The organism is Microcoleus harperi Pol14_C6, from assembly GCF_036701295.1.
Classification (GTDB): Bacteria; Cyanobacteriota; Cyanobacteriia; order Cyanobacteriales; family Microcoleaceae; genus Microcoleus.
On the sequence record NZ_JAUBQN010000006.1, the window covers coordinates 41,832 to 62,367 of the forward strand.

Below are 20,536 nucleotides of genomic sequence, written 5' to 3' on the forward strand. Positions count from 1 at the left end.
TTTATTGTTATGTTTTTTGCCTATAAGAGCCCGCTCGCATAAAAACTTGCTCGGTGCGATCGCCTTTGACAAATATCGCACTCTTGGCATAACAATAAGGATAGAAATTAAGAGAGCGATCGCGCACCGAATTGAATGGCGATCCACTCACTGGTAATTTTGAAGTATTGGGTATTGAGTATTGCGATCGCTCTTCGGCGCGACTCGGTTCTGGGGCTTCCAGAAAACTTTGCAACGTCACACTTGCTTTTGGTCAGTCCACTTCACGAGATTGTTCAGCGGCTGTTGATAACTACACTTCTAGCGAGGGTGGTGTTCGCCTAGCATACCAGGCATGAATCAGAAGGGTTTGGAAGAACAATACAGGTGTATCAAAGCCGCTGGATGCAATTATTGATTCGACTTCAAGTGGCGGTAGCACAGCAGTATCTCGACCATAAGAAGCACGAAACTTTTCTATCTCCTCAGCAGGCACTTCGGAATACCTCAGCATTCGGAGCCAAACCTCGAAAAGGCTTTGGTACGCTGAAGTAGACATATCGGAAGCCAGATCCGCACTGACCAAATATCCGTTAGGGCAAAGTCGTGAAGCAATTTGACTAAAAAAGTTGCGCCGCTCATCTTGTTGCATAAAGAAGTGAGAAACCAGAAGGCAAGTCGCCGCATCGAAAGAGTGCGATGCGGGCAGTGAATCGAGATAGCCTTCGTGAAAAGTGCAACGTGACGCGATACCGCACTCTTGGGCGCGTTGGCGACAGAGGTCAAGCATCGGTGCCGCAGGCTCTACCGCAGTAAACTGCCACTGTGGAAATGTTTCGGCCAGATAAATCAATTCCAAGCCGGTTCCTGCGCCGACACAGAGAATTCGTGCATCTGCAGGAAGTTCGGAAAGTACCAGGCCAATCAGTAAATGAAGTGCGTCGCGCATCGGAGCCAATTTAGCGAATCTTTTGTCGTAGGAAGAAGCGCGTTCTCGATCGAAAACAATAGGTGACTCTTGATTTTGCATTCTGGAACGCCAATAAGCTTGCAATCTGTATTTTAATAGCTATCTGAATTGGATTTTAGCGCCTTGGTTCAAAACTTACTGGGTTGGGGTCAAACAAAAGTAATAAAAATCCTAAAAGCTCGATAAAAAAATAGAAAACCTCAAAACCCGTTTAATAATCGAGGTTTTGGGGTGTCCTCCCTCGCATCCGGTTTAAATTACAACTTGCGAGGGTGCGATTGCCTTTGACAAATATCGCACTCTTGGCATAACAATAAGGAGAGCAATTAAGAGAGCGATCGTACCGAATTGAAGAGCGATTTAAGGCTGGAGTCTCATCTTCCAACAGCATCTCCATCACTTCACGCAGGTTCGCTTGTAACTCGTCTGAAGTTTCTTCTTGAGAATGCGCTTTCTTAGAAACCGGGAACATAGCCTACATATAAAGCAGTGGCAGGGTCTTTTTCAACAACCGCAGTGAACGTTCTCAGGAAGTTAAACTCAAACAGCTTGATTTTTAAGCCAAACGCAACAGCTTTAATCATAGCAGATTTGTCACATCCACCATAATTTTTGATGACCAGCTTGATATTTGTGTTATACTTACGATGGCTAGATACTTGCATAAGATTGATTACCGCTGTTGATCCTGCGGCGGCAAATTTACAAGGAGTACCATATGTACTCACTGTTGTGTACCTTTTGACGCCGATCGCGGCGTGTGCTATTAGGTTGGAATACGTTTCGAGTATCTAGCTCTTTAATTTAGTCTTGATGAATTATGGGTACTACTTCCCTAAACCTTTCAGAAAAAGAACTGAAAGAAAATTTTTATCAATTAAAAACTCGTGAAGATATTGCAACATTTCTTGAAGTAAGTGATTACCAACTTAGGTATCATTTGTATATTTATCCTATTAGCAAAGCCTACACTACATTTGAAATTCCCAAAAAATCTGGAGGTTGCAGAGTAATCTCTACGCCCAAGACATCTCTTAAGATAATTCAACAAAAATTGAACCAAGTTTTCAGAAGCGTATATCAACCAAAGCCATCAACACATGGTTTTACTATTGGAAAAAGTATTGTAACAAACGCGAAACAGCATCTTAGACAAAAATATGTTTTGAATCTTGACCTGAAAGATTTTTTTCCGTCTATTAATTTTGGCAGGGTTCGTGGACTTCTGATGTCTCGTCCATACAGTTGTACTGAGGAAGTTGCAACAATCCTATCTCAGATCTGTTGCCATGAAAACCAGCTACCACAGGGTGCACCAACCTCACCCATCGTCTCGAACATGATTTGCGCGAAACTAGATTCTCAATTACAGCGATTAGCACAGAAATATCAATGTATTTATACTAGATATGCTGATGATATTACGTTTTCTACCTCAAGACCAAGATTTCCACCTCATTTAGCTTGGTTCTCTAGAGAATCTGAACAACTGAGTTTAGGTAATGAATTAAAAAATATTATTGAAGATAATGGATTTTTAGTCAATGAGTCAAAAGTTAGATTACAAAGTAGATATAAGCGTCAAGAAGTTACTGGAATTACAGTAAACGAAAAGCTAAATGTAAAACGTAAATATATTCGACAAGTTCGTGCTGTGCTTCATGCCTGGGAAAAATATGGTGTTGAGAATGCAGAAGCTGAGTTTTGGGAACGATTTGATGAAAAGCATCGCTTTGATACTATTCTCGATTGTTTTAGAAATATTATTAGAGGGAGAATTGAATTTATTGGTTCAGTTAGAGGGTTTGACGATCCAATTTACTTAAAATTTTTAAAATGGCTAAAAAAGCTTGCTCCTGACCTAGTAAGCGATGCAAAGCTGGATATTTACAATACTCAAAAGCTAGTTGTAGAGGGAAAGAATATCTTACGAACACCTATTATTTGGAGTGAAGGGAAAACGGATATAAAGCATCTAAAATCAGCTTTCAAATGGTTGAGTGATAATGGTATTACCTATGAATTCAAACTAGAGTATAAGGAAGACTTAGATGAACAGAAACAGGGCAGTAGTGAGCTACTTAAAATGTGTGAGCAGTTCTGTAAACACAAACATATTCAGCCTATAATTGCAATTTTTGACCGAGATGAACCTGAGCTGATAAAAAAAGCTCATGATGATGCTAAAGGATTCAAAGACTGGGGAAACGGAGTATATTCATTTGCAATACCAGTTCCTCGACATCGTTCAGATAGAGACGGAATATGCATAGAACTTTATTATAAAGACAACGAAATTAAGAGAGAAGATAAGGATGATCGAAGATTATTTTTAAGTACTGAATTCAGCGAAAAAAGTGGAAGACATCAAGAAGGTCTGATCTATCCTGATAGGAATAAAATCAAAGCTAACCAGCTAAAAATAATAAATAATAATGTTTTTGATACAAATGATAATAATGTGGCGCTTTCAAAGGATAAGTTTGCCACTTACATTTTTGAAGGTGTTGACGGTTTTAATGACTTTGATTTTGGAGAGTTTCAAGAGATATTTAGGGTTATTGAAAAGATATTAAAGCATTTCTCTGAATCGTGATATTTTTATCTATAGAAAACCCCTACAACCGATGTTTAAAGGAGTGTGGGGGTTTTCTTCCTAAATCTGGTTCAAATTACAACTTGCTCCGCTCGATCGCCGGTGCGCGCAAAGACACAGTTTTATCCGCAGCAGCCTTAGCCACAAGCGACGGCACAGAATCCCGCAATCTTGCAGTCAACTGTACAGTAGTCGCATCGTAAACCTGAGTCAGCATCTTGGGATACAAACCAATGCCAATAATTGGCACTAATAGAGCCGCAATAATAAACACTTCTCGCGGTTCCGCATCCACCAATTCTTCGTGTTCCGCCAATTCCTTATTTTCAGGTCCGTAGAAGATTTCGCGCAGCATCGACAGAAGATAAATCGGAGTCAAAATCACCCCGACAGCAGCTAGAAATACCACACAAACCTTAAACACAGGATTGTAAGCATCGCTGGTTGCAAAACCCACAAACACCATCAATTCTGCTACAAAACCGCTCATTCCCGGCAAAGCCAAGGAAGCCATAGAACAAGCAGTCCACATGGCAAAAACCTTACGCATTTTCTTGCCGACACCGCCCATTTCATCGAGCATGAGCGTGTGAGTACGATCGTAAGTGCATCCTACCATAAAGAACAAACTCGCCCCAATTAAACCGTGGGAAACCATTTGCAGCATTGCACCGCTAATTCCCAAATCGGTAAACGAAGCTATCCCAATCAGCACAAACCCCATGTGCGAAATCGAAGAATAAGCAATTTTCCGCTTCAAATTTCGCTGAGCAAAAGAAGTTAATGCCGCGTAAACAATATTTACCACACCCAAAATTACTAAAATCGGTGCGAAGGTAGCGTGAGCATCTGGGAGCATTCCCGCATTCATCCGCAGCAAAGCGTAGCCGCCCATTTTTAGCAGAATTCCTGCTAGCAACATATGGGCGGGTGCGGTTGCTTCGCCGTGAGCGTCAGGCAGCCAAGTGTGCAGCGGAAAAATTGGCAGTTTGACGCCGTAAGCTATTAAGAAACCTGTATACAGGATCAATTCTACATTCGGGGCGTAATCTTTAGCTGCGATCGCCCGCATATCGAAAGTCACCGTATCGCCGTAAAACGCCATCGTCAGCCCGCCAAGCAAAATAAACAGCGAACCGCCTGCGGTGTACAGGATAAACTTAGTTGCTGCGTAGAGGCGCTTTTTGCCGCCCCAGATGGACAAAATCAGGTAAATCGGGACTAATTCTAGTTCCCAAACCAGGAAAAACAGCAACATATCCTGCACGGCAAAAACTGCGATTTGGCCGCCGTACATTGTCAGCATCAAAAAGTAAAAAAGCTTCGGTTTAAATGTGACCGGCCAAGCAGCTAAAGTAGCCAGCGTAGTAATAAAACCAGTCAGCAGAATCAGCGGCATCGATAAACCGTCAGCACCCACCGACCAATTCAAATCGAGTTGCTGCACCCAAGTATAGCTTTCTATCAGTTGCAAATCTGGATTGCTGAAGTCGTACTGAGTGTAAAAAGCGTAAACAAGTAGGGCAAAATCGATTAAACCCACGATTAGGGCATACCACCGCACCGTCTTGCCATCCTTATCGGGAATTAAAGGAATCAGCAAGGACGCAGCAATGGGAAACAGAATTGTTGTTGTTAACCAGGGAAAGTTAGCTGTATCCATTGCGTTTTAAAATGATCCATCAGTTATTAGGTTTAAACACATTTTGGCAATTTTAGCCTAAATTTTATACTTTCTTTAGACGGAACATTTTTTTTTGCTATTATTTGGACAAATTATGCGATCGCAACAGTTAAGTTTAATGAAAGATTTATTTCTATAGCAATCCTCGCATCATTTGTGAATTTCTTACTCCCTCCCCTTGCCAAGGGGAGGGTTGGGGTGGGGTAAAAAATTTATGACTCCTGCAAGGATTGCTATATTTGCTAATTGTCAATTGTGATTTATTAACCTAATACCATTTTTTAAAATATCTACTAGTGGGGATACGGTCATGCCCAAAGCGTGTAAACTTAAGCCTAAAATCCTTGATAAATATTGCTTTTACCTGAGTCTATATGCTCCTACATCCCCCTTAAGAAGGGGGACTTTGAGAATATTCCTGTCCCCCCCTTAAGAAGGGGGGGTCGAACCCTAATCGTCAGAGAGCAGACCCGTACTAGGTTTGACATGGTTGTTGACACCATTTGGACAAGGCCGTGTCCCTACAGATTTAACCGACTCCAGAAACGATCGCAAAACCCAGAACTGCGACAAACACAATCAGGGCATAAAATTGAGCGCGACCGCTCTCAAAGTATTTCAAACCTTCGCCGCTAACCAGGGTGATAAGCCCGGTTAAGTTGACGACACCATCGACGACTCGCAAATCAACTTCCATGACTTGCCGCGCTAAACGGCGGCTGCCTTTGACAAAAAGAAAATCGTTGATATCGTCGAGATACCACTTGTTGAGGGAGAACTCGTAAAGCGGTTTGATTTTTTGGGCGATCGCACTTGGGTCTATTTTACGGCTCAAATACATCAGAGAAGCCAAAGTAATGCCCAGCAAAGCAATACCTACAGAGCTTCCGCCCATAATCAAAAATTCCGTCAAATTGAACTCAGCAGCGTGTTCCAAAACTTCTTCGAGAGATTCGCCCGGAGCGCGAACAAACTGCTCGAAATAATTGGCAAACGGCGTACCGAGAAAACCTATAAACACAGAAGGTACTGCCAGCAAGACTAACGGCAGAGCCATTGTCAGAGGAGATTCGTGAGGTAAATGGTCGTGCTCATCGTGACTGTCGCCAGTTGATGCCAATTCCTTAACGTTCATCGCTCCCGGGCCAAAAACAACACCGGGTTGCAGGAGTTGCCGCTTGATAGCGCTGTCATTGCCCCGGAATTCGCCCTCAAAGGTGCTGAAATACATCCGGAACATATAAAACGCGGTCATCCCGGCCGTCAACCAGCTAACAGCCCACAAAGCGGGATTTGCTGCGAAGGCGCTGGCGAGGATTTCGTCTTTTGACCAAAAACCAGCAAACGGCGGAATTCCGCAGATTGCCAAATTTCCGATTAAAAAGCAAGCAGAGGTAATCGGCATATATTTCCGCAAGCCGCCCATGACTCGCATATCTTGAGCGAGAGCGGGGTTGTGGCCTACAACTGCTTCCATACCGTGAATCACTGAACCTGAACACAGGAACAGCATTGCTTTGAAGTAAGCGTGTGTCATCAAGTGGAAAAGTCCGGCACTGTAAGCGCCGACGCCCATTGCCATCACCATGTAGCCGAGTTGGGAGATGGTGGAGTAGGCTAAGCCTTTTTTGATGTCATTTTGGGTAATCGCGATCGAAGCGCCCATAAATGCCGTAAAACAGCCGGTACAGGCGATCAAATTCATGACTGCCGGCAACCCTTCAAACACTGGGTACATCCGAGCGATCAGGAATACGCCGGCGGCTACCATTGTCGCGGCGTGGATTAAGGCCGAAATCGGTGTCGGGCCTTCCATTGCGTCTGGCAGCCAGACGTGGAGGGGGAATTGAGCGGATTTGGCTGCTGGCCCCAAAAATATGAGGACGCCGAAGATTGTCGCCAGAGTCGCGCTAAGGGCGCCGGATTCGACTAAGGAGTGCAGGCGTTCGCCCATCACGCTAAATTCAAAGCTGCCGGTGGCCCAGTAAATGCCGAGGATGCCCAGCAGCAGGCCGAAGTCGCCGACGCGGTTGGTGACAAAAGCTTTTTGGCAAGCGTCAGCAGCGGGTTTGCGATCGTACCAAAATCCGACTAGCAGGTACGAACACATACCTACGAGTTCCCAAAAAATGTAAATCTGAACGATGTTCGGGCTGACTACGAGACCTAACATCGAGGCGCTAAAGATGCTCAGGTAGGCGTAAAAGCGCACGTAACCGTCATCGTGAGCCATGTAGCCGTCGGTGTAAATCATCACCAAAAAGGCGACCGTGGTTACGATCGCCAGCATGACCGACGTTAGGGGGTCGATAATATAGCCCATATTCAGCGAGAAGTCGCCAGCAGAAGCCCACTGAATACTGCGGGTGTAGGGTGCGTGGCCCTGTAGTTGACTCCACAGCAATGCGAAGGAGAGTACCATTGACCCTCCGAGCGCGGAGACGATTAATATCGCATTCGCTTGTCGGAGCTTGTTGGTTGCCTGGTTAAAGGTGATTAAGCCTAGACCTACTAGCACTGCGCCTGCCAGCGGCAGGACAGGAATCAGCCAAGCATATTGATAAAGCAGTTCCATGACTGATAGGTAGTTTAAAGTTTCTACTAGATATTGACAAAACTGTAAACAATTGTGACACACGCCTGCGCCACTGGGCCAAAATACTTGATCCAATTCTTTAAGTATGGCTATACCTGAGTGCAATCGCCAGCGAGACGATCGCACTACTTTTTTCCTGGCGAGCGAGACTATCGCACCCTACTGCGAAAATTATTATTCCCGTGGCAAGGGAAACTATGTGATAAATCTCACAGTCCTGTGGGTTCAAGACTGCGAGATTTATTTTGGTGTCCGATGCTTGATGCACAAATGGGGAATGCCTTCTGCTTCCGACATAAAAGCCGAATGCCTTCTAAACAAGATCCTAATGCCTTGAGACCATTACCGCTTGGCTACTTCCTGAAGTTGCAGCCGTTGAGATGGGGAAGCTACGTGAGCCGCGAGCATCCAGGAATCCAGAGTCCGCCGCAGTTCCTCGCGTCCTTTGTAGTCTTCCAATCTAAATCGAACTTTATCGCCCTCAAACAGAATCAGCGTGGGCAGACTTGTCAACCGATAAGTGTGGGCCAATTTGAAACATTGATCGGCATTCACCCCGACCAGCTTGACTTTTTCTGCCCACTGTGCTTCAAAAGTCTTAAGCGTGGGGTCGATCGCGCGGCACAAACCGCACCAAGGAGCCGAAAAGTGAACTAAAACGGGGGTAGAGGCTTGAAACACCTCTTGTGCAAAAGTGCGTTCGCTAACCGACAACACCATGATCCCTCAAAATTTAATAATTTTTTTTCTATCCTAGGGATCATGCTACCAGTATATGTTCCTAGTGACACGCATCAAAAAAGGATGAATTTCCCACAGCAAACCAGTAAAAATGACTACACCTACGTATGAAGGGCGCAGAAACTCAAGCAAATCAAGGGTTTGACGCTTTTGTAGGATTGCCAAAAAAGGCATGATTGAGGTTCTAGATTTGATGGTTTCAAAGGATTCTCCAAAACGAGCCTGAAGTCGCCTGTCGCCGTGCCAAACTCCGAAGAGGTGGTGAAGTACCAAACCGATGGAAGTGACGAGGGTAAAGCTAGTGCCAATCCACAGGGTGTGGGCCACGCACCAAATCAGTTGTCCGACCATTTGCGGGTGACGGGTGATGCGAATGATGCCAGTTTCGTAGAGGTGAACTTGGGGCTTTTGGACGGCGGCAATTTCTAGGAGGTTGAAAGTTGCTGGGTACAGAAACAGAAAGGAAATTGCTGAAAGTATCCAAACTGCCGGTTTAACTCCGGGGACGCCCTGTACTTGCCAAAGCTGCACCCCGTCGTAGCGGTGGTTGAAAAAGTAGACAATCAGAATGACGGCTAGCGGCAAACTGACAAGGGCAAACAAAACGCGGTAAAGTCTCGGCCCGATCAGCTTTTCACCTTTGGGCCGGAGGGCTGCTAAACCGCTGTGGGCGATCGCAAAAACCAGTAACAGGCCCAGAATAACTAAGTGGGAGTCGAGCGCCAAGTCGATCGTCATTGCAAATATTAAGAAAAGTTATTGATTCTCGGCCAATTTGTGTCACAAAGTATCTATGGGAGCATTCAGCGGTTATCAGTCAGTTAACTGTTCACTGTTCGCTGTTGACTGTTGACTGTTCGCTGTTCGCTGTTGACTGTTCGCTGTTGACTGTTCGCTGTTTGCTGTTCGCTGCCTACAGTCAACCGTCAACCGTCAACTGACAACTGACAACTGACAACTGACAATTTAGATATATGTCTGACCTTCCTTTCACTTTAGACCAGTTACGCATTCTCAAGGCGATCGCCTCTGAAGGAAGCTTCAAACGCGCCGCGGACAGCCTCTATGTATCCCAGCCAGCAGTTAGCTTGCAGGTGCAAAACTTAGAGAGACAGTTGGACGTGCCGCTGTTTGACCGGGGGGGGCGGCGGGCGCAACTGACCGAAGCCGGACACCTGCTGCTGAGTTACGGCGAGAAAATTTTATCGCTTTGCCAAGAAACTTGTCGAGCTCTGGAAGACTTGCAAAATCTCCAAGGCGGTACTTTGATCGTCGGCGCTTCTCAAACAACGGGAACCTATTTGCTGCCCCGGATGATCGGGATGTTTCGTCAAAAGTACCCGGATGTAGCAGTACAGCTTCACGTTCACTCGACCCGCCGCACGGCGTGGAGTGTGGCAAACGGGCAAATCGATTTGGCAATTGTTGGCGGAGAAATTCCTACCGAACTTGTAGAAGCTTTAGAAATTGTTCCTTACGCTGAGGACGAACTGGCTCTGATTCTGCCTCCATCTCACCCCATGGTACAACAAGAAAGTATCCAAAAAGAAGACCTTTACAAATTGCAGTTTATATCCCTCGATTCGCAGTCTACGATCCGCAAAGTAATCGATCAGGTACTGACTCGCTGCGGCATAGACACGCGCCGCTTGAAAATAGAGATGGAACTAAATTCGATCGAAGCAATTAAAAATGCTGTTCAGTCGGGGCTGGGAGCTGCTTTTGTCTCGGTTTCGGCGATCGAAAAAGAGTTGCTCATGGGCGTCTTGCACAAATCTCAAATGGACGAAGTTTTGGTAACTCGCATTTTGTCGCTGATTTACAACCCCAACCGCTACCGTTCTAAAGCAGCAGAGGCTTTCAGCAATGAAATTTTGCCCCAGTTTGCTACTTATTCGACCATCCTGGAGAAGAAAGAACCCCCGGCCCTCGATTTGGGATTCATAGAAATAGCAACTCCCAACTCAGCGGGAAGTTAATCTCTTAGGTCGCTGGCAGTTAGCAGTTCGCGGTTAGTTGAGAAATCCAAATCTGATTTAACAATCGCTGTTTCTTCCCTCTTCCCTCTTCCTTCTTCCCTCTTCCTTCTTCTTAGCAAACAAAAATGGAAGTTTACTGCACCCGACCGGGCTGCCCGCGCCCTCAAAACTCTTTTCCCGACCTAGATGACAGTTCGCTGCTGAAAACCGTGCAGCAAAAGTTTTGCACGGCTTGCGGGATGCCCATGATTTTGAGCGGGCGCTATTTGCCCGTGAGGTTGTTGGGTCAAGGCGGTTTTGGGGCGGCATTTTTGGCCAGAGACCGCTATACGCCGGCGATGCGGCAGTGCGTGGCTAAACTTTTGCAGCCGTCGGTAACTCTGACTCCGCCCCAGCTAAAAATCGCTCAAACTCTGTTTGAACGGGAAGCGGCGGTGCTGGAAGAACTGGGAAACGAACATTCCCAAATTCCGAGTTTGCTGGCTTTTTTTGAGCTTACTGTTACGAGTTTGCAGCCGGGAAAAAACGATCAGTTTTTCTATCTGGTTCAAGAATTTATTGACGGTAAAAATTTGGAGGATGAACTAGCTGTTAAAGGCAGGTTTTCGGAGGCGGAAACGGTGGAGGTGCTGCGGGAAATTTTGAAGGTTCTCGATTTTGTTCACTCTCGCGGATCGATTCACCGTGATATTAAACCTGCTAATATTATGCGGGGTAAAAACGGTCGCCTTTATTTATTAGATTTTGGGGCTGTTAAACAAGTAACACAAAGTGTTGGGAGTGCAAAAGGTTCGACTGGTATTTATTCTTTGGGTTATGCTCCGCCAGAACAGATGAGCGGGCAAGAAGTTTATCCGGCAACGGATTTGTATGCTTTGGCTGTAACTTGTATTACTTTGCTGAGTGGTTTGCAGCCGACAGAGCTGTTTGATAGTTACAGAAACGAGTGGAATTGGCAGTCACGGGTGCAGGTAAGCTCGCGTTTGGCTCACGTTCTCGATCGAATGTTATTATCAGCTCCCAGCCAGCGTTTTCAATCTGCGAGTGAGGTGGAAGCGGCTCTGATGTCTGGGCCTCAACAACATTCTCAACCACCTACAGTCGTGGTGGCGCCACCTCCGATACCTCTTCAACCGACTCTGCCTCCTCCTATACGGGTTCCGGCGACGCCTCCGGGAGGGCTGCAACCTTCGCAGAGAGCGACTTTTTCGATCTGGGAGGTTTTGTCGGGGGCGGCGTTTACGGGTTTTGAGGCGGGGGTGCTGGCGATCGCCCTGACGAGTTTGCTGCCCTCTCCAGGCTTGAGTATCGGATTGTTGGGGATGATTGTGGCGGGTTTGATTTACGGCCAGTACCGCAGGGCGATCGAACAAACTGAGATGTTGATTATTGGTGCAGGTACTCTGGCTTTGCTGTGGTTTTTCCCGGCTTTGCAGACGGCGGCACTTGCGATTTATCCGAATTCTCCGATCGCGGGCGTGTTGTTTGCGGGATGGTTGGGTGCTTTGGGTGCGATCGCTGGAACAGCTATTTTTCGCTTGATTTATAAGTTACTTTCAAACGTTTTTTAATGTAATAGTCATAGCAAGAATTGCCTGTTTTGAAAAGGCTTTCCGGCCTGTTCCACAATAATTATGGGAGATCTCTAATTTAAAATGCAGACTCAGAAGTGTATCTACCCGAATTGGGTGATTGCTTGGGGCCCAGAAGCCCGATCGCACCCTTCAATTTGGGAAACTTCCCGTTTTGCCATAATCGGATCTGAACCCACCTTCAGCCCCGATCAGCGATTTGTGCTCGTAGGTGACTGCTGCTTCGATCGCAGCCCCATGCTCCAACAACAGATTGACACAGATGGATTGACCGATTTGGCGATCGTCGGGCGGCTGTGGGAGCAGTACGGTACTAAAACACTGAGCTTGCTGTCAGGACTATTTGCCCTTGCTGTGTGGGATAGAGAGGAGAAAACCTTGTGTCTGGGGCGCGATCGTGTGGGAGCCAAAACGCTCTATTACACCCGTACAGGAACGACTCGGTGGATTGCGCCTCGACTGCGATCGCTCAATCCGTATCACGATCGAGAACTTGATTTAGTTGCTTTGCGCGACTACTTGTGCTGTGCGTTTGTACCCGGAGCACAAACGCTGTGGGAAGCCGTGCGAGAGTTGCGGCCCGGTAGCTACCTGTACTTACCGGATATTGAGGCGCAGAGATACTGGCGGCCACAGGAGCAAATTACTAACGCCGATCGCTCTTTGGAATGGCACGGTCAGCAAGTGCGATCGCTTTTGGAACAACTGGTGCAGGAAGCGCTACCAGCGGGAGAACCAGTCGCAGCATATCTTTCGGGTGGTATTGATTCAAGTTGCGTCACGGCGATAGCAGCGCGACTGCACGATCGTCCGGTACACACTTTTTCGATGCACTTTGGCGCTCAATATCCCAGCGAGATTGAATTTGCCAACATCGTTGCGGCACATTGTGGCACTGAGCACCACGTTTTGGAAGTTTCGCCGCAGCAAATTTGGGAGTTGCTACCGGAAACGCTGGCGGCGATGGATGATCCGGTGGGGGAAGGCTTGACGGTGCCAAATTTGCTGCTGGGGCGATCGGCAAAGCAATTCGCAGACGTGGTACTGAATGGCGAAGGCGGCGATCCGTGCTTTGGCGGGCCGAAAAATAAGCCGATGCTGCTGAATAGTTTGTACGGTTCGGTTCAGGGTAAACCAGATCCGATCGCAGCTTACTTGACTTCGTTTCAAAAATGTTATGTGGATTTGCCGCGTTTGCTGAAGCCGGAGGTTTGGGAAAGGGTGAAGAATGCGCCTTCCGTCTTTGCTGAGGAATTGCAACAGACAGAAACGACGTTTTTGAATCGGCTGATGCGGCTCAACATTGAGTTTAAAGGAGCCGATTACATTTTGACCAAGGTGAATAATCTCACGGCTGCGGCGGGACTAAAACCTCGATCGCCTTTGTTTGATTCGCAGATGGTGGCACTAAGTTTGCAAATTCCGCCAGAATATAAGCTTTCGGGCGCGCAGGAAAAAGCGGTTCTCAAAGCTGCTGTGGCGGATTTGCTGCCCGATGTCATTGTCAACCGTCCGAAAAGCGGCATGGTGATGTCGATGCAGCAGTGGTTTTTGAGGGATTGGCAGCGGCAAGCGCGATCGTTGCTGCTGAATCGTCATGCGGCGATCGCGCCTTACCTCGATCGAACACTAATCCGCGAGTGGCTAAACTATCGTGGCGAAGTTTTTCCCCGCTATGGGCTGAAGCTGTGGCTGCTGGTGACGCTGGAAATTTGGTTACAAGTGAATCGCCGTTAGTTACCCCAAATTAGGACACGGCGCCGCGCCTTTGGGCGTGTCAAATTCAGCACTTGACTCCCAAATTTCTCGATCGAAAGCGGCATTTTCCCTATGCGGTTTTCGCTCTTGTTTATAGAACCGATTTGACATCTTTTAGGCTGCCAGCCTTTTAATCATCAGTGTAATAATATGAATTCCGGTTGTATTTGAATGATTAAACCGCAGAGGGCGCAGAGAATACAGAGAAACCGAAGAGACAGATGAATCATTCCGATGCCAACGGATTTGATATAAAACCAAGATTCACCTTGGTCGTTGAATTAGCCAGAAGTCTCTCAAAATTATTAACCAGGATTTTGCACCTTTCTCTCCAATAATTTCATATCATGTCCGATTGATTAAGCATAATATCCCGGTCGGGGCGAGTTTTTTAGATTGTCAATTATTGGCAGATCTTCTTAGTGAATCCGCCCTAAAACAATCGCGGTTTCCCGACCGGACATGATATCAGTTGTGAATTTCTTATTTAACAATCCGCATTTTTAACCCCCAATTTCCAGCACTATTTTACCCGTTACTGAGCCTGTTTCTAACAGTTCGTGAGCGGCTTGCGCTTCTTCGAGAGGGAAAGTTTTGCTGACGTGAATTTTTAGCAAGTTGCGATCGCACAAACGAGCACACTTCTGCAAAATATGAGCCTGCTGTTCCTGTTCCTCCACCAAACCTTCCAGCATTGGTGTTAACATTAATTCCAGACTAATTCTCAGATTCCGCATTCTCGCTGTTTTCAAATTGCCCAAAGCTGGATCGGGTTCCAAAATTGTTACCAAATCTCCATAAATCTTCACAGCAGGAATAGTTTGGTAAAAAGTTTCTCCCCCGACTGTATCGAAAGCCAAATCAACTCCTTGTCCTTGAGTCCAAGTCAAAACCTCATCGACAACATTGGTATTTTTGTATAAAATAACTGAATCTGCACCTAAGTGCTTGACAAAATTGGCTTTTTCCTCAGAGCTAACAGTCGTGCAAACCTCTGCCCCCTGCAACTTCGCCAACTGTACCGCGACGTGGCCGACACCGCCTGCACCAGCTTGAATGAGCACTTTTTGGCCGGCTTGCAAGCGCCCTCGATCGTACAGCGATTCCCAAGCTGTAATTAAAACTAACGGTGCCGCCGCCGCCTCAGCAAAACTTAAAGCAGCAGGCTTGAGGGCGAGAAAGCGTTCGTCTACAACGGCAAACTCAGCATAAGTACCGATCGACCCGCCCATACCGCCATTGCAGAAAAAAACTTCGTCTCCCACTTGGAAACTTTGCACACCAGCACCTACAGCCTCTACGACTCCAGCACCGTCGCACCCCAAAACGTGAGGAGCTTTATCGGGGTAAAAAGTGCCGCGCGATCGCAACTTAGTATCGATCGGATTGATACCCGCCGCTCGCAACCGTACCAAAACTTCAGTTTCTGTTTGTATAGTAGGGGCCGGGATATCTTGCAGTTTCAATACGGACGGGCTTCCGGGGGTTTGAAAAACGATCGCTTTCATCATGGGTGTTACACTAGATCAGATCATCCCTAGACTTTATTGTATATTGCTTAGCAAAGCAACAAAAAAACTTTTCGTTTATCCCAAAATTTATGATTGTTGTTGAAAGGCTTTACATAGATAGGCAGCATCAGTTTTATAAACAGTTTGATGACTTATTGTTTCTGTCCATAAATCCATACGTTCATGGTAAATATTATATTATGAGGAAACACTTTTTTACTTCTGGGTCTAAATTTGGTGGGAGCAGAATTATTCGACAGTTATCTGCCATCTTAAAACCTACAGACAGCTTTCAATCATTCCCTGCTAAAATTAGGAATCAAATTTTCAAGCAAATCCTCAAACAAGTTGTTCACCATTGGGAGGATTGCCAAAAGTCAAGAATAGCTTATGACCGAGATATACCTCGAGTTTCATTCCTCCCCATACTCCCCCAATACAAACATCAAATCTGGGGACCTAACAAGTTATGTCATGATAACCAATCGCTACAAAAAAGAGGAGGTGACAAAAGTAATGAACTCCTTTATTTATATCAAAATGACGTAATAATTTCTACAAACTTCCCAAAGTTAATCAAGGTAGGGATAGGTCTTGAAACAGCGATCTACTTTGTTGAGGCTGCCCATCAAAAGCTTGTAAGGTTGGTGGATTTAAATTCTCACCTCATAGCAGGTATAGATTTAGGGAGCGATCACCTCGTCGCTTTGGCATCCAATAAGCAAATATTTACTCCCACTGATAAAAAACATTTCAAATCAATTAATCAAGGTTTCAATCAGCGCCGATCAGTTTTACTGTCAAAACTTGACCAGGAAAAATCTACCACCTGCCAAATCCAGCAAATCACCTTTAATCGAAACAAGCGATTAGAAAACTACTTTCATCAAACCAGCATTTTGATTGTCAAGCGGTTTGTGGATGAGAAAATTGTGCAGCTAGTTATTGGCACAAAATTTTTTGGAACAAAAAATATAGAATCAAGAAAAAAAACGAATCAGACTTTGGTAGTAATTCCTCACATCCAACTGGTAAATAATATTACTGACAAAGCTGAGTTAGTACGTATCAAGGTAACAGTTACAGAAGCATATTATACAAGTAAGTGCAGCTTTTTGGATTTAGAGCCTGTCGGTAAACAAGAGTCTTACCAGCATAAGAGAGGTAAACGTGGGTTATTTCGGTCTTTGAATAAAAGGCTGATTAATGCTGATGTGAATGCAGGGTTAAAGATGATTATAAAATTCAACGTAAACTCACCCTTAGAGGAGTGCCCCAACCCTAGAGATGTGTTTGCAGTTTCACCTGTACGGGTTGATCCTGTATAAAAAAAAACATAAAAAGTTCGGTAATGTCAATTCTTGCCCGGTTTTTGTCAACTGTTAACTTTCTTGTCGCCTTCACGGCGATCTTACCTTGTATTCGTTACCCATCCGTGACGATACTTAGTTATTTTTAAATAGATTGGCTTCAGATAACTACAATAATTGTCGAGCGGTGCTAATCGATGTTCGAGCTAGATTTATTTTTTTACTTTGAGATTCTTGCATATCTTCTGGGATTATCGGCGATTTTAGCCTTGGTGTCCGCGATTTATCTCAAGTGGCGCCGAAGGCCTCCCAGTCTACCGCTAGCCCAAGAGCAAAGGCAGTTGGCAGAATTAAAGCCCGACGATTTATCGGTGGGATTGAAAATGCGGAAAAATTTTTTGATTTTCTCCAACTCAAATCAGTGGCCGGCAACTGACAGCTTCTTGGGTAAAGTTTTAGGTATGGGCCGCGCTGTATTCTTGACCAAGCAAGAGCGCCTCAGTGTGAATTCTTCGCCTCTTTTGGGGCCTGGAACTAGCAAAACCCTAAATCTGAGCATTTCGGGTTCGATGAGAGACAATCCCGATCGCCCGAATGCCGAGAATCCTCCCAAAGTTACTGCTTCCGAGCAATTAGAAGAACATTTGCTGGGCGAAATCCTAGCAGCTACTGATTCGCCGGGGGGAGCTGAATTCTTTGATGCCTTAGTTTGCCACTTAGCCTCAGCACTCGGAGTTCGCACCGCCGTCGCTGCCAAATCGATTAAGTCGAAGGCACGCACCAATGCTGCGACCAATAGATTGCAACTTATCAGTTTTTGGAGCGACGGACAGCAGCAGCCAAACTTTGAGTTCGACACCGCCAATACTCCCGAAGCGCGGGTGCTCGAGGCGGGAATGTATTCGTGTCCCGACTACCTCTGGGAAACCTTTCCAGAAGACCGCAGACCGGTAGTTAAAGGTGCGCGCAGTTTCCTGGGAGTCTTGCTGAAGAACTCTTACGGGGAACCTTTAGGCATTATTTGTATTTTTCACGATCGACCCTTGGTCGAACCAGATCTTGCCAAATTCCGATTAATTCTCAGCATCTTTGCGGGACGGGCCGCCGCCGAATTAGAGCGGCAGCGCCTAGAAGCAGCACTGTCCACTGTAGAAGCGAAATACTGCGCCCTGGTAGAACAAATGCCCGCTGTCACCTACATTTCTCCCCTCAACCGCAAGGCTGCCAAACTTTACATCAGCCCGCAAATCGAGACTTTTCTGGGTTATTCTGTAGCTGAATGGAGAGCAGACCCCGACCTGTGGCTGAAACTCGTTCACCCAGAAGACCGCGACCGCGTGTTAGTTGAAAATGCCACACAGAAATTCAGCGATGGAGAAGATATCTTCTGCGAGGGGTCGCTGGTTTCAGAATACCGCGCGATCGCCCGCAACGGCCGAGTCGTCTGGTTCCGCGATCGAGCGACCGCAGTTCGCGATGAAGCAAGCAAGTCTGTCATCCTTCAAGGCGCAATGTTTGACATCACCGAGACGAAAGTAGCTGCCAGCGCGCTGCTAGAAAGCGAATACCGCTATTACACCTTGGCAAAAATACTGCCGGTCGGGATTTTCCGCGCCGACGCTGCTGGAGATTGCTTGTACGTCAATGAGCGATTTTTGGAGATGGCGGGACTGACTGCGCCAAACGCACTAGGCGAAGGTTGGGCGCAAAGTTTGCATCCGGAAGACCGCGAGCGTGTTTTGAGCCAGTGGTATCGCGCTGTCGCAGAGAAGTTGCCCTGTAAGTTAGAATACCGCTTTTGCAACGGTGACTTCACAACCTGGGTATTTTGGCAAGCAGTGCCAGAAATGACCAAAAGCGGGGAAGTTCTAGGCTATCTAGGCACGTTGACCGATATCACCGATCGCAAGCAGGCAGAATTCGCCCTGCAACAGGCGGAAGAGAAATACCGCAGTATCTTTGAAAATGCGATCGAAGGCATTTTTCAGACAACGCCCGACGGCCGCTACCTCAGCGCTAACCCTGCTTTGGCGAGAATTTACGGCTACGAGTCGGCCGCCGAATTGATCGCGAACATCCAAGACATAGACCGCCAACTCTACGTCGATCCCAACCGGCGCGTCGAGTTTTTGCGCGCGATCGAAAAACACGGTTTTGTGTCTGAGTTCGAGTCCCAAGTTTACCGCGCTGACGGCACTACTATCTGGGTTTCCGAGAACGGCAGGGCAGTTCGCGACCCTGACGGAAATTTACTTTACTACGAAGGCACTGTCGAAGATATTACCCTCCGCAAAATAGCCGAAGATAAGTTAGTACACGATGCTTTGCACGATATGCTAACCGGTTTGCCCAACCGATCTTTATTTATGGATCGCTTGGGACACGCGATCGAGCTTTCAAAACGCCGTCCCGAGATTTTGTTTGCGGTGCTGTTTATCGATCTCGATCGGTTTAAGGTTGTTAACGACAGTTTGGGGCATTTAGTGGGCGATCGGTTGCTGATCGCGATCGCCCAGCGCCTGGGAATCTGTTTGCGCGCTGGAGATACCGTTGCCCGTCTCGGCGGCGACGAATTCGCTATTTTGCTGGAAAATATCAAAAGCACCGAGGATGCGATCCAGATTGCCGAACGAGTGCAAGCGGAACTGGCAGAGCCTTTTTACCTTAACGAGTATCAAGTTTTTACCAGTGCTAGCATTGGGATTGTTTGTTCTGGTGTTCCTCCGTGTCCAACGGAAACCCGCAAACTGTCGAGTCCCGAAAATCTGGGAAATATCGATCGGGAAACTTCTTTGTCTTGCTTATCTTCCGACTCTCCTGTTTCCAATGTCCCGTTGTCCATATTGTACGATCGACCGGAAGAACTGCTCCGAGATGCAGATGCTGCCATGTATCATGCTAAGGGATTGGGCAAAGCTCGCCACGAAGTTTTTGACTTAAGTATGCACACTCGTGCCGTCGCCCTTTTACAACTGGAAAACGACCTGCGACGCGCTTTAGACTGCCAGGAATTTCAGCTTTACTATCAGCCCATCGTCTCTCTAATTACCGGTAAAATCAGCGGTTTTGAAGCGCTGCTGCGGTGGTATCACCCGCAGCGGGGTGTCGTATCTCCTGGCGAGTTTATTTTAGTAGCTGAAGAAACTAGATTGATTATACCTATGGGCTGGTGGATGATGCGATCGGCTTGTCATCAGATCCATGAGTGGCACCAAAAATTCCCAGCCAATCCGCCGTTGACTGTCAGCGTCAACCTTTCTAACCAACAATTTAAACAACCGGATTTAATCGATCGCATTCGCGAAATTTTACAAGAAACTCAGCTAGATCCCCGCACTTTAAAGGTAGAAATTACTGAAGGCGTCATCATGGAGAATGCCGAATCTGCAGTGGCTATACTCGCAGAATTGAAAAATTTAGAAATTCAATTATATATTGACGATTTCGGAACTGGCTATTCTTCTTTGAGCCGCCTGCACACTTTTCCAACTGATGCTTTAAAAATTGATCGAGCTTTTGTTAGTCGCATGACTGAAGATGAAGGAAACGAAGCGATTGTACAGACTATTTTAATTTTAGCCAGTCATTTAGGTATGGATGTAATTGCTGAAGGCATCGAAACTATCGAACAGCTTAATTTACTCAGAGCGCTGCAATGCGAATACGGACAAGGATACTTTTTCTCAAAGCCGATAGACAGCATCGCAGCCTCACTTTTGATAGAAAGTCAACCTAAATGGTAATTAGTCAGGAGTCATTAGTCATCAGTTAGTAGTCAGTGGTAAAAGGGAATTGGGAAAAGGGAATCGGGAATTAGCAA

At 46.3% G+C, this 20,536-nt stretch carries 15 protein-coding genes; 6 read left to right on the plus strand and 9 right to left on the minus strand.

What is annotated here, in order from left to right; all coding sequences use genetic code 11:
• Positions 1-7 precede the first annotated feature (7 nt).
• The 4 genes from QUA27_RS06835 to QUA27_RS06850 form a co-directional block, all read right to left on the minus strand.
• On the minus strand, positions 8-241 hold the full coding sequence (locus QUA27_RS06835) for a hypothetical protein (RefSeq protein ID WP_333067130.1): 234 nt from the start codon (positions 239-241) through the stop codon (positions 8-10).
• Between the two features lie 51 nt (positions 242-292).
• Positions 293-1,009 carry a class I SAM-dependent methyltransferase gene (locus QUA27_RS06840; RefSeq protein ID WP_333067131.1) on the minus strand — a complete coding sequence of 239 codons (717 nt, stop codon included), beginning with the start codon at positions 1,007-1,009 and terminating at the stop codon, positions 293-295.
• Positions 1,010-1,160: 151 nt separating this feature from the next.
• Entirely contained in the window at positions 1,161-1,421 is a 261-nt protein-coding gene (locus QUA27_RS06845) for a hypothetical protein (protein ID WP_333067132.1), read from the minus strand.
• Positions 1,405-1,677: a hypothetical protein gene (locus QUA27_RS06850; RefSeq protein ID WP_333067133.1), complete on the minus strand. Its 273-nt coding sequence runs from the start codon at positions 1,675-1,677 to the stop codon at positions 1,405-1,407. The genes QUA27_RS06845 and QUA27_RS06850 overlap by 17 nt, the downstream gene beginning before the upstream one ends.
• Positions 1,678-1,769: 92 nt before the next feature.
• Here QUA27_RS06850 and QUA27_RS06855 point away from each other — a divergent pair, with 92 nt between their 5' ends.
• On the plus strand, positions 1,770-3,545 hold the full coding sequence (locus tag QUA27_RS06855; protein WP_333067134.1) for a reverse transcriptase domain-containing protein: 1,776 nt from the start codon (positions 1,770-1,772) through the stop codon (positions 3,543-3,545).
• A gap of 76 nt (positions 3,546-3,621) precedes the next feature.
• Here QUA27_RS06855 and ndhD1 read toward each other — a convergent pair whose 3' ends face one another.
• The 4 genes from ndhD1 to QUA27_RS06875 all read right to left on the minus strand — a co-directional run bounded on the left by ndhD1 (position 3,622) and on the right by QUA27_RS06875 (position 9,304).
• Entirely contained in the window at positions 3,622-5,208 is a 1,587-nt protein-coding gene (gene ndhD1 / locus QUA27_RS06860; protein ID WP_445251477.1) for a photosynthetic/respiratory NAD(P)H-quinone oxidoreductase subunit D1, read from the minus strand.
• 550 nt (positions 5,209-5,758) lie between these two features.
• Positions 5,759-7,804 (minus strand): NAD(P)H-quinone oxidoreductase subunit 5, encoded by a 2,046-nt coding sequence (locus QUA27_RS06865; RefSeq protein ID WP_333067243.1) that lies wholly within the window; start codon positions 7,802-7,804, stop codon positions 5,759-5,761.
• Between the two features lie 363 nt (positions 7,805-8,167).
• A complete protein-coding gene (locus QUA27_RS06870; protein ID WP_333067135.1) occupies positions 8,168-8,545 on the minus strand; it encodes a thioredoxin family protein in 378 nt (125 codons plus the stop codon).
• A gap of 45 nt (positions 8,546-8,590) precedes the next feature.
• Positions 8,591-9,304 (minus strand): NnrU family protein, encoded by a 714-nt coding sequence (locus tag QUA27_RS06875; RefSeq protein ID WP_333067136.1) that lies wholly within the window; start codon positions 9,302-9,304, stop codon positions 8,591-8,593.
• Between the two features lie 236 nt (positions 9,305-9,540).
• Here QUA27_RS06875 and QUA27_RS06880 point away from each other — a divergent pair, with 236 nt between their 5' ends.
• From QUA27_RS06880 to QUA27_RS06890, 3 genes are all read left to right on the plus strand, one after another.
• Positions 9,541-10,545 (plus strand): LysR family transcriptional regulator, encoded by a 1,005-nt coding sequence (locus QUA27_RS06880; protein ID WP_190663891.1) that lies wholly within the window; start codon positions 9,541-9,543, stop codon positions 10,543-10,545.
• Between the two features lie 125 nt (positions 10,546-10,670).
• Positions 10,671-12,116, plus strand: a complete 1,446-nt coding sequence (locus QUA27_RS06885) for a protein kinase domain-containing protein (RefSeq protein ID WP_333067137.1) — start codon at positions 10,671-10,673, stop codon at positions 12,114-12,116.
• 84 nt (positions 12,117-12,200) lie between these two features.
• Complete coding sequence (locus tag QUA27_RS06890) at positions 12,201-13,874, plus strand: asparagine synthetase B family protein (protein WP_333067138.1); 1,674 nt, start codon at positions 12,201-12,203, stop codon at positions 13,872-13,874.
• Between the two features lie 524 nt (positions 13,875-14,398).
• Here QUA27_RS06890 and QUA27_RS06895 read toward each other — a convergent pair.
• The gene (locus QUA27_RS06895; protein ID WP_333067244.1) at positions 14,399-15,403 is read right to left on the minus strand and encodes a zinc-dependent alcohol dehydrogenase family protein; all 1,005 of its coding nucleotides are present in this window, start codon (positions 15,401-15,403) and stop codon (positions 14,399-14,401) included.
• A gap of 92 nt (positions 15,404-15,495) precedes the next feature.
• Here QUA27_RS06895 and QUA27_RS06900 point away from each other — a divergent pair, with 92 nt between their 5' ends.
• Together QUA27_RS06900 and QUA27_RS06905 are read left to right on the plus strand one after the other, a co-directional pair.
• On the plus strand, positions 15,496-16,734 hold the full coding sequence (locus QUA27_RS06900; RefSeq protein ID WP_333067139.1) for a transposase: 1,239 nt from the start codon (positions 15,496-15,498) through the stop codon (positions 16,732-16,734).
• A 179-nt stretch (positions 16,735-16,913) separates the two neighbouring features.
• Complete coding sequence (locus tag QUA27_RS06905; RefSeq protein WP_333067140.1) at positions 16,914-20,459, plus strand: sensor domain-containing protein; 3,546 nt, start codon at positions 16,914-16,916, stop codon at positions 20,457-20,459.
• The last annotated feature ends 77 nt before the right edge of the window (positions 20,460-20,536 follow it).

Excerpts from the sequence above, each read along its gene's own strand:
- QUA27_RS06840 (WP_333067131.1), bottom strand. The coding sequence starts at position 1,009 with ATGCAAAATCAAGAGTCACCTATTGTTTTCGATCGAGAACGCGCTTCT.
- QUA27_RS06845 (WP_333067132.1), bottom strand. The coding sequence starts at position 1,421 with ATGTTCCCGGTTTCTAAGAAAGCGCATTCTCAAGAAGAAACTTCAGAC.
- QUA27_RS06855 (WP_333067134.1), top strand. The coding sequence starts at position 1,770 with ATGGGTACTACTTCCCTAAACCTTTCAGAAAAAGAACTGAAAGAAAAT.
- ndhD1 (WP_445251477.1), bottom strand. The coding sequence starts at position 5,208 with ATGGATACAGCTAACTTTCCCTGGTTAACAACAACAATTCTGTTTCCC.
- QUA27_RS06865 (WP_333067243.1), bottom strand. The coding sequence starts at position 7,804 with ATGGAACTGCTTTATCAATATGCTTGGCTGATTCCTGTCCTGCCGCTG.
- QUA27_RS06870 (WP_333067135.1), bottom strand. The coding sequence starts at position 8,545 with ATGGTGTTGTCGGTTAGCGAACGCACTTTTGCACAAGAGGTGTTTCAA.
- QUA27_RS06875 (WP_333067136.1), bottom strand. The coding sequence starts at position 9,304 with ATGACGATCGACTTGGCGCTCGACTCCCACTTAGTTATTCTGGGCCTG.
- QUA27_RS06880 (WP_190663891.1), top strand. The coding sequence starts at position 9,541 with ATGTCTGACCTTCCTTTCACTTTAGACCAGTTACGCATTCTCAAGGCG.
- QUA27_RS06885 (WP_333067137.1), top strand. The coding sequence starts at position 10,671 with ATGGAAGTTTACTGCACCCGACCGGGCTGCCCGCGCCCTCAAAACTCT.
- QUA27_RS06890 (WP_333067138.1), top strand. The coding sequence starts at position 12,201 with ATGCAGACTCAGAAGTGTATCTACCCGAATTGGGTGATTGCTTGGGGC.
- QUA27_RS06895 (WP_333067244.1), bottom strand. The coding sequence starts at position 15,403 with ATGAAAGCGATCGTTTTTCAAACCCCCGGAAGCCCGTCCGTATTGAAA.
- QUA27_RS06900 (WP_333067139.1), top strand. The coding sequence starts at position 15,496 with ATGATTGTTGTTGAAAGGCTTTACATAGATAGGCAGCATCAGTTTTAT.
- QUA27_RS06905 (WP_333067140.1), top strand. The coding sequence starts at position 16,914 with ATGTTCGAGCTAGATTTATTTTTTTACTTTGAGATTCTTGCATATCTT.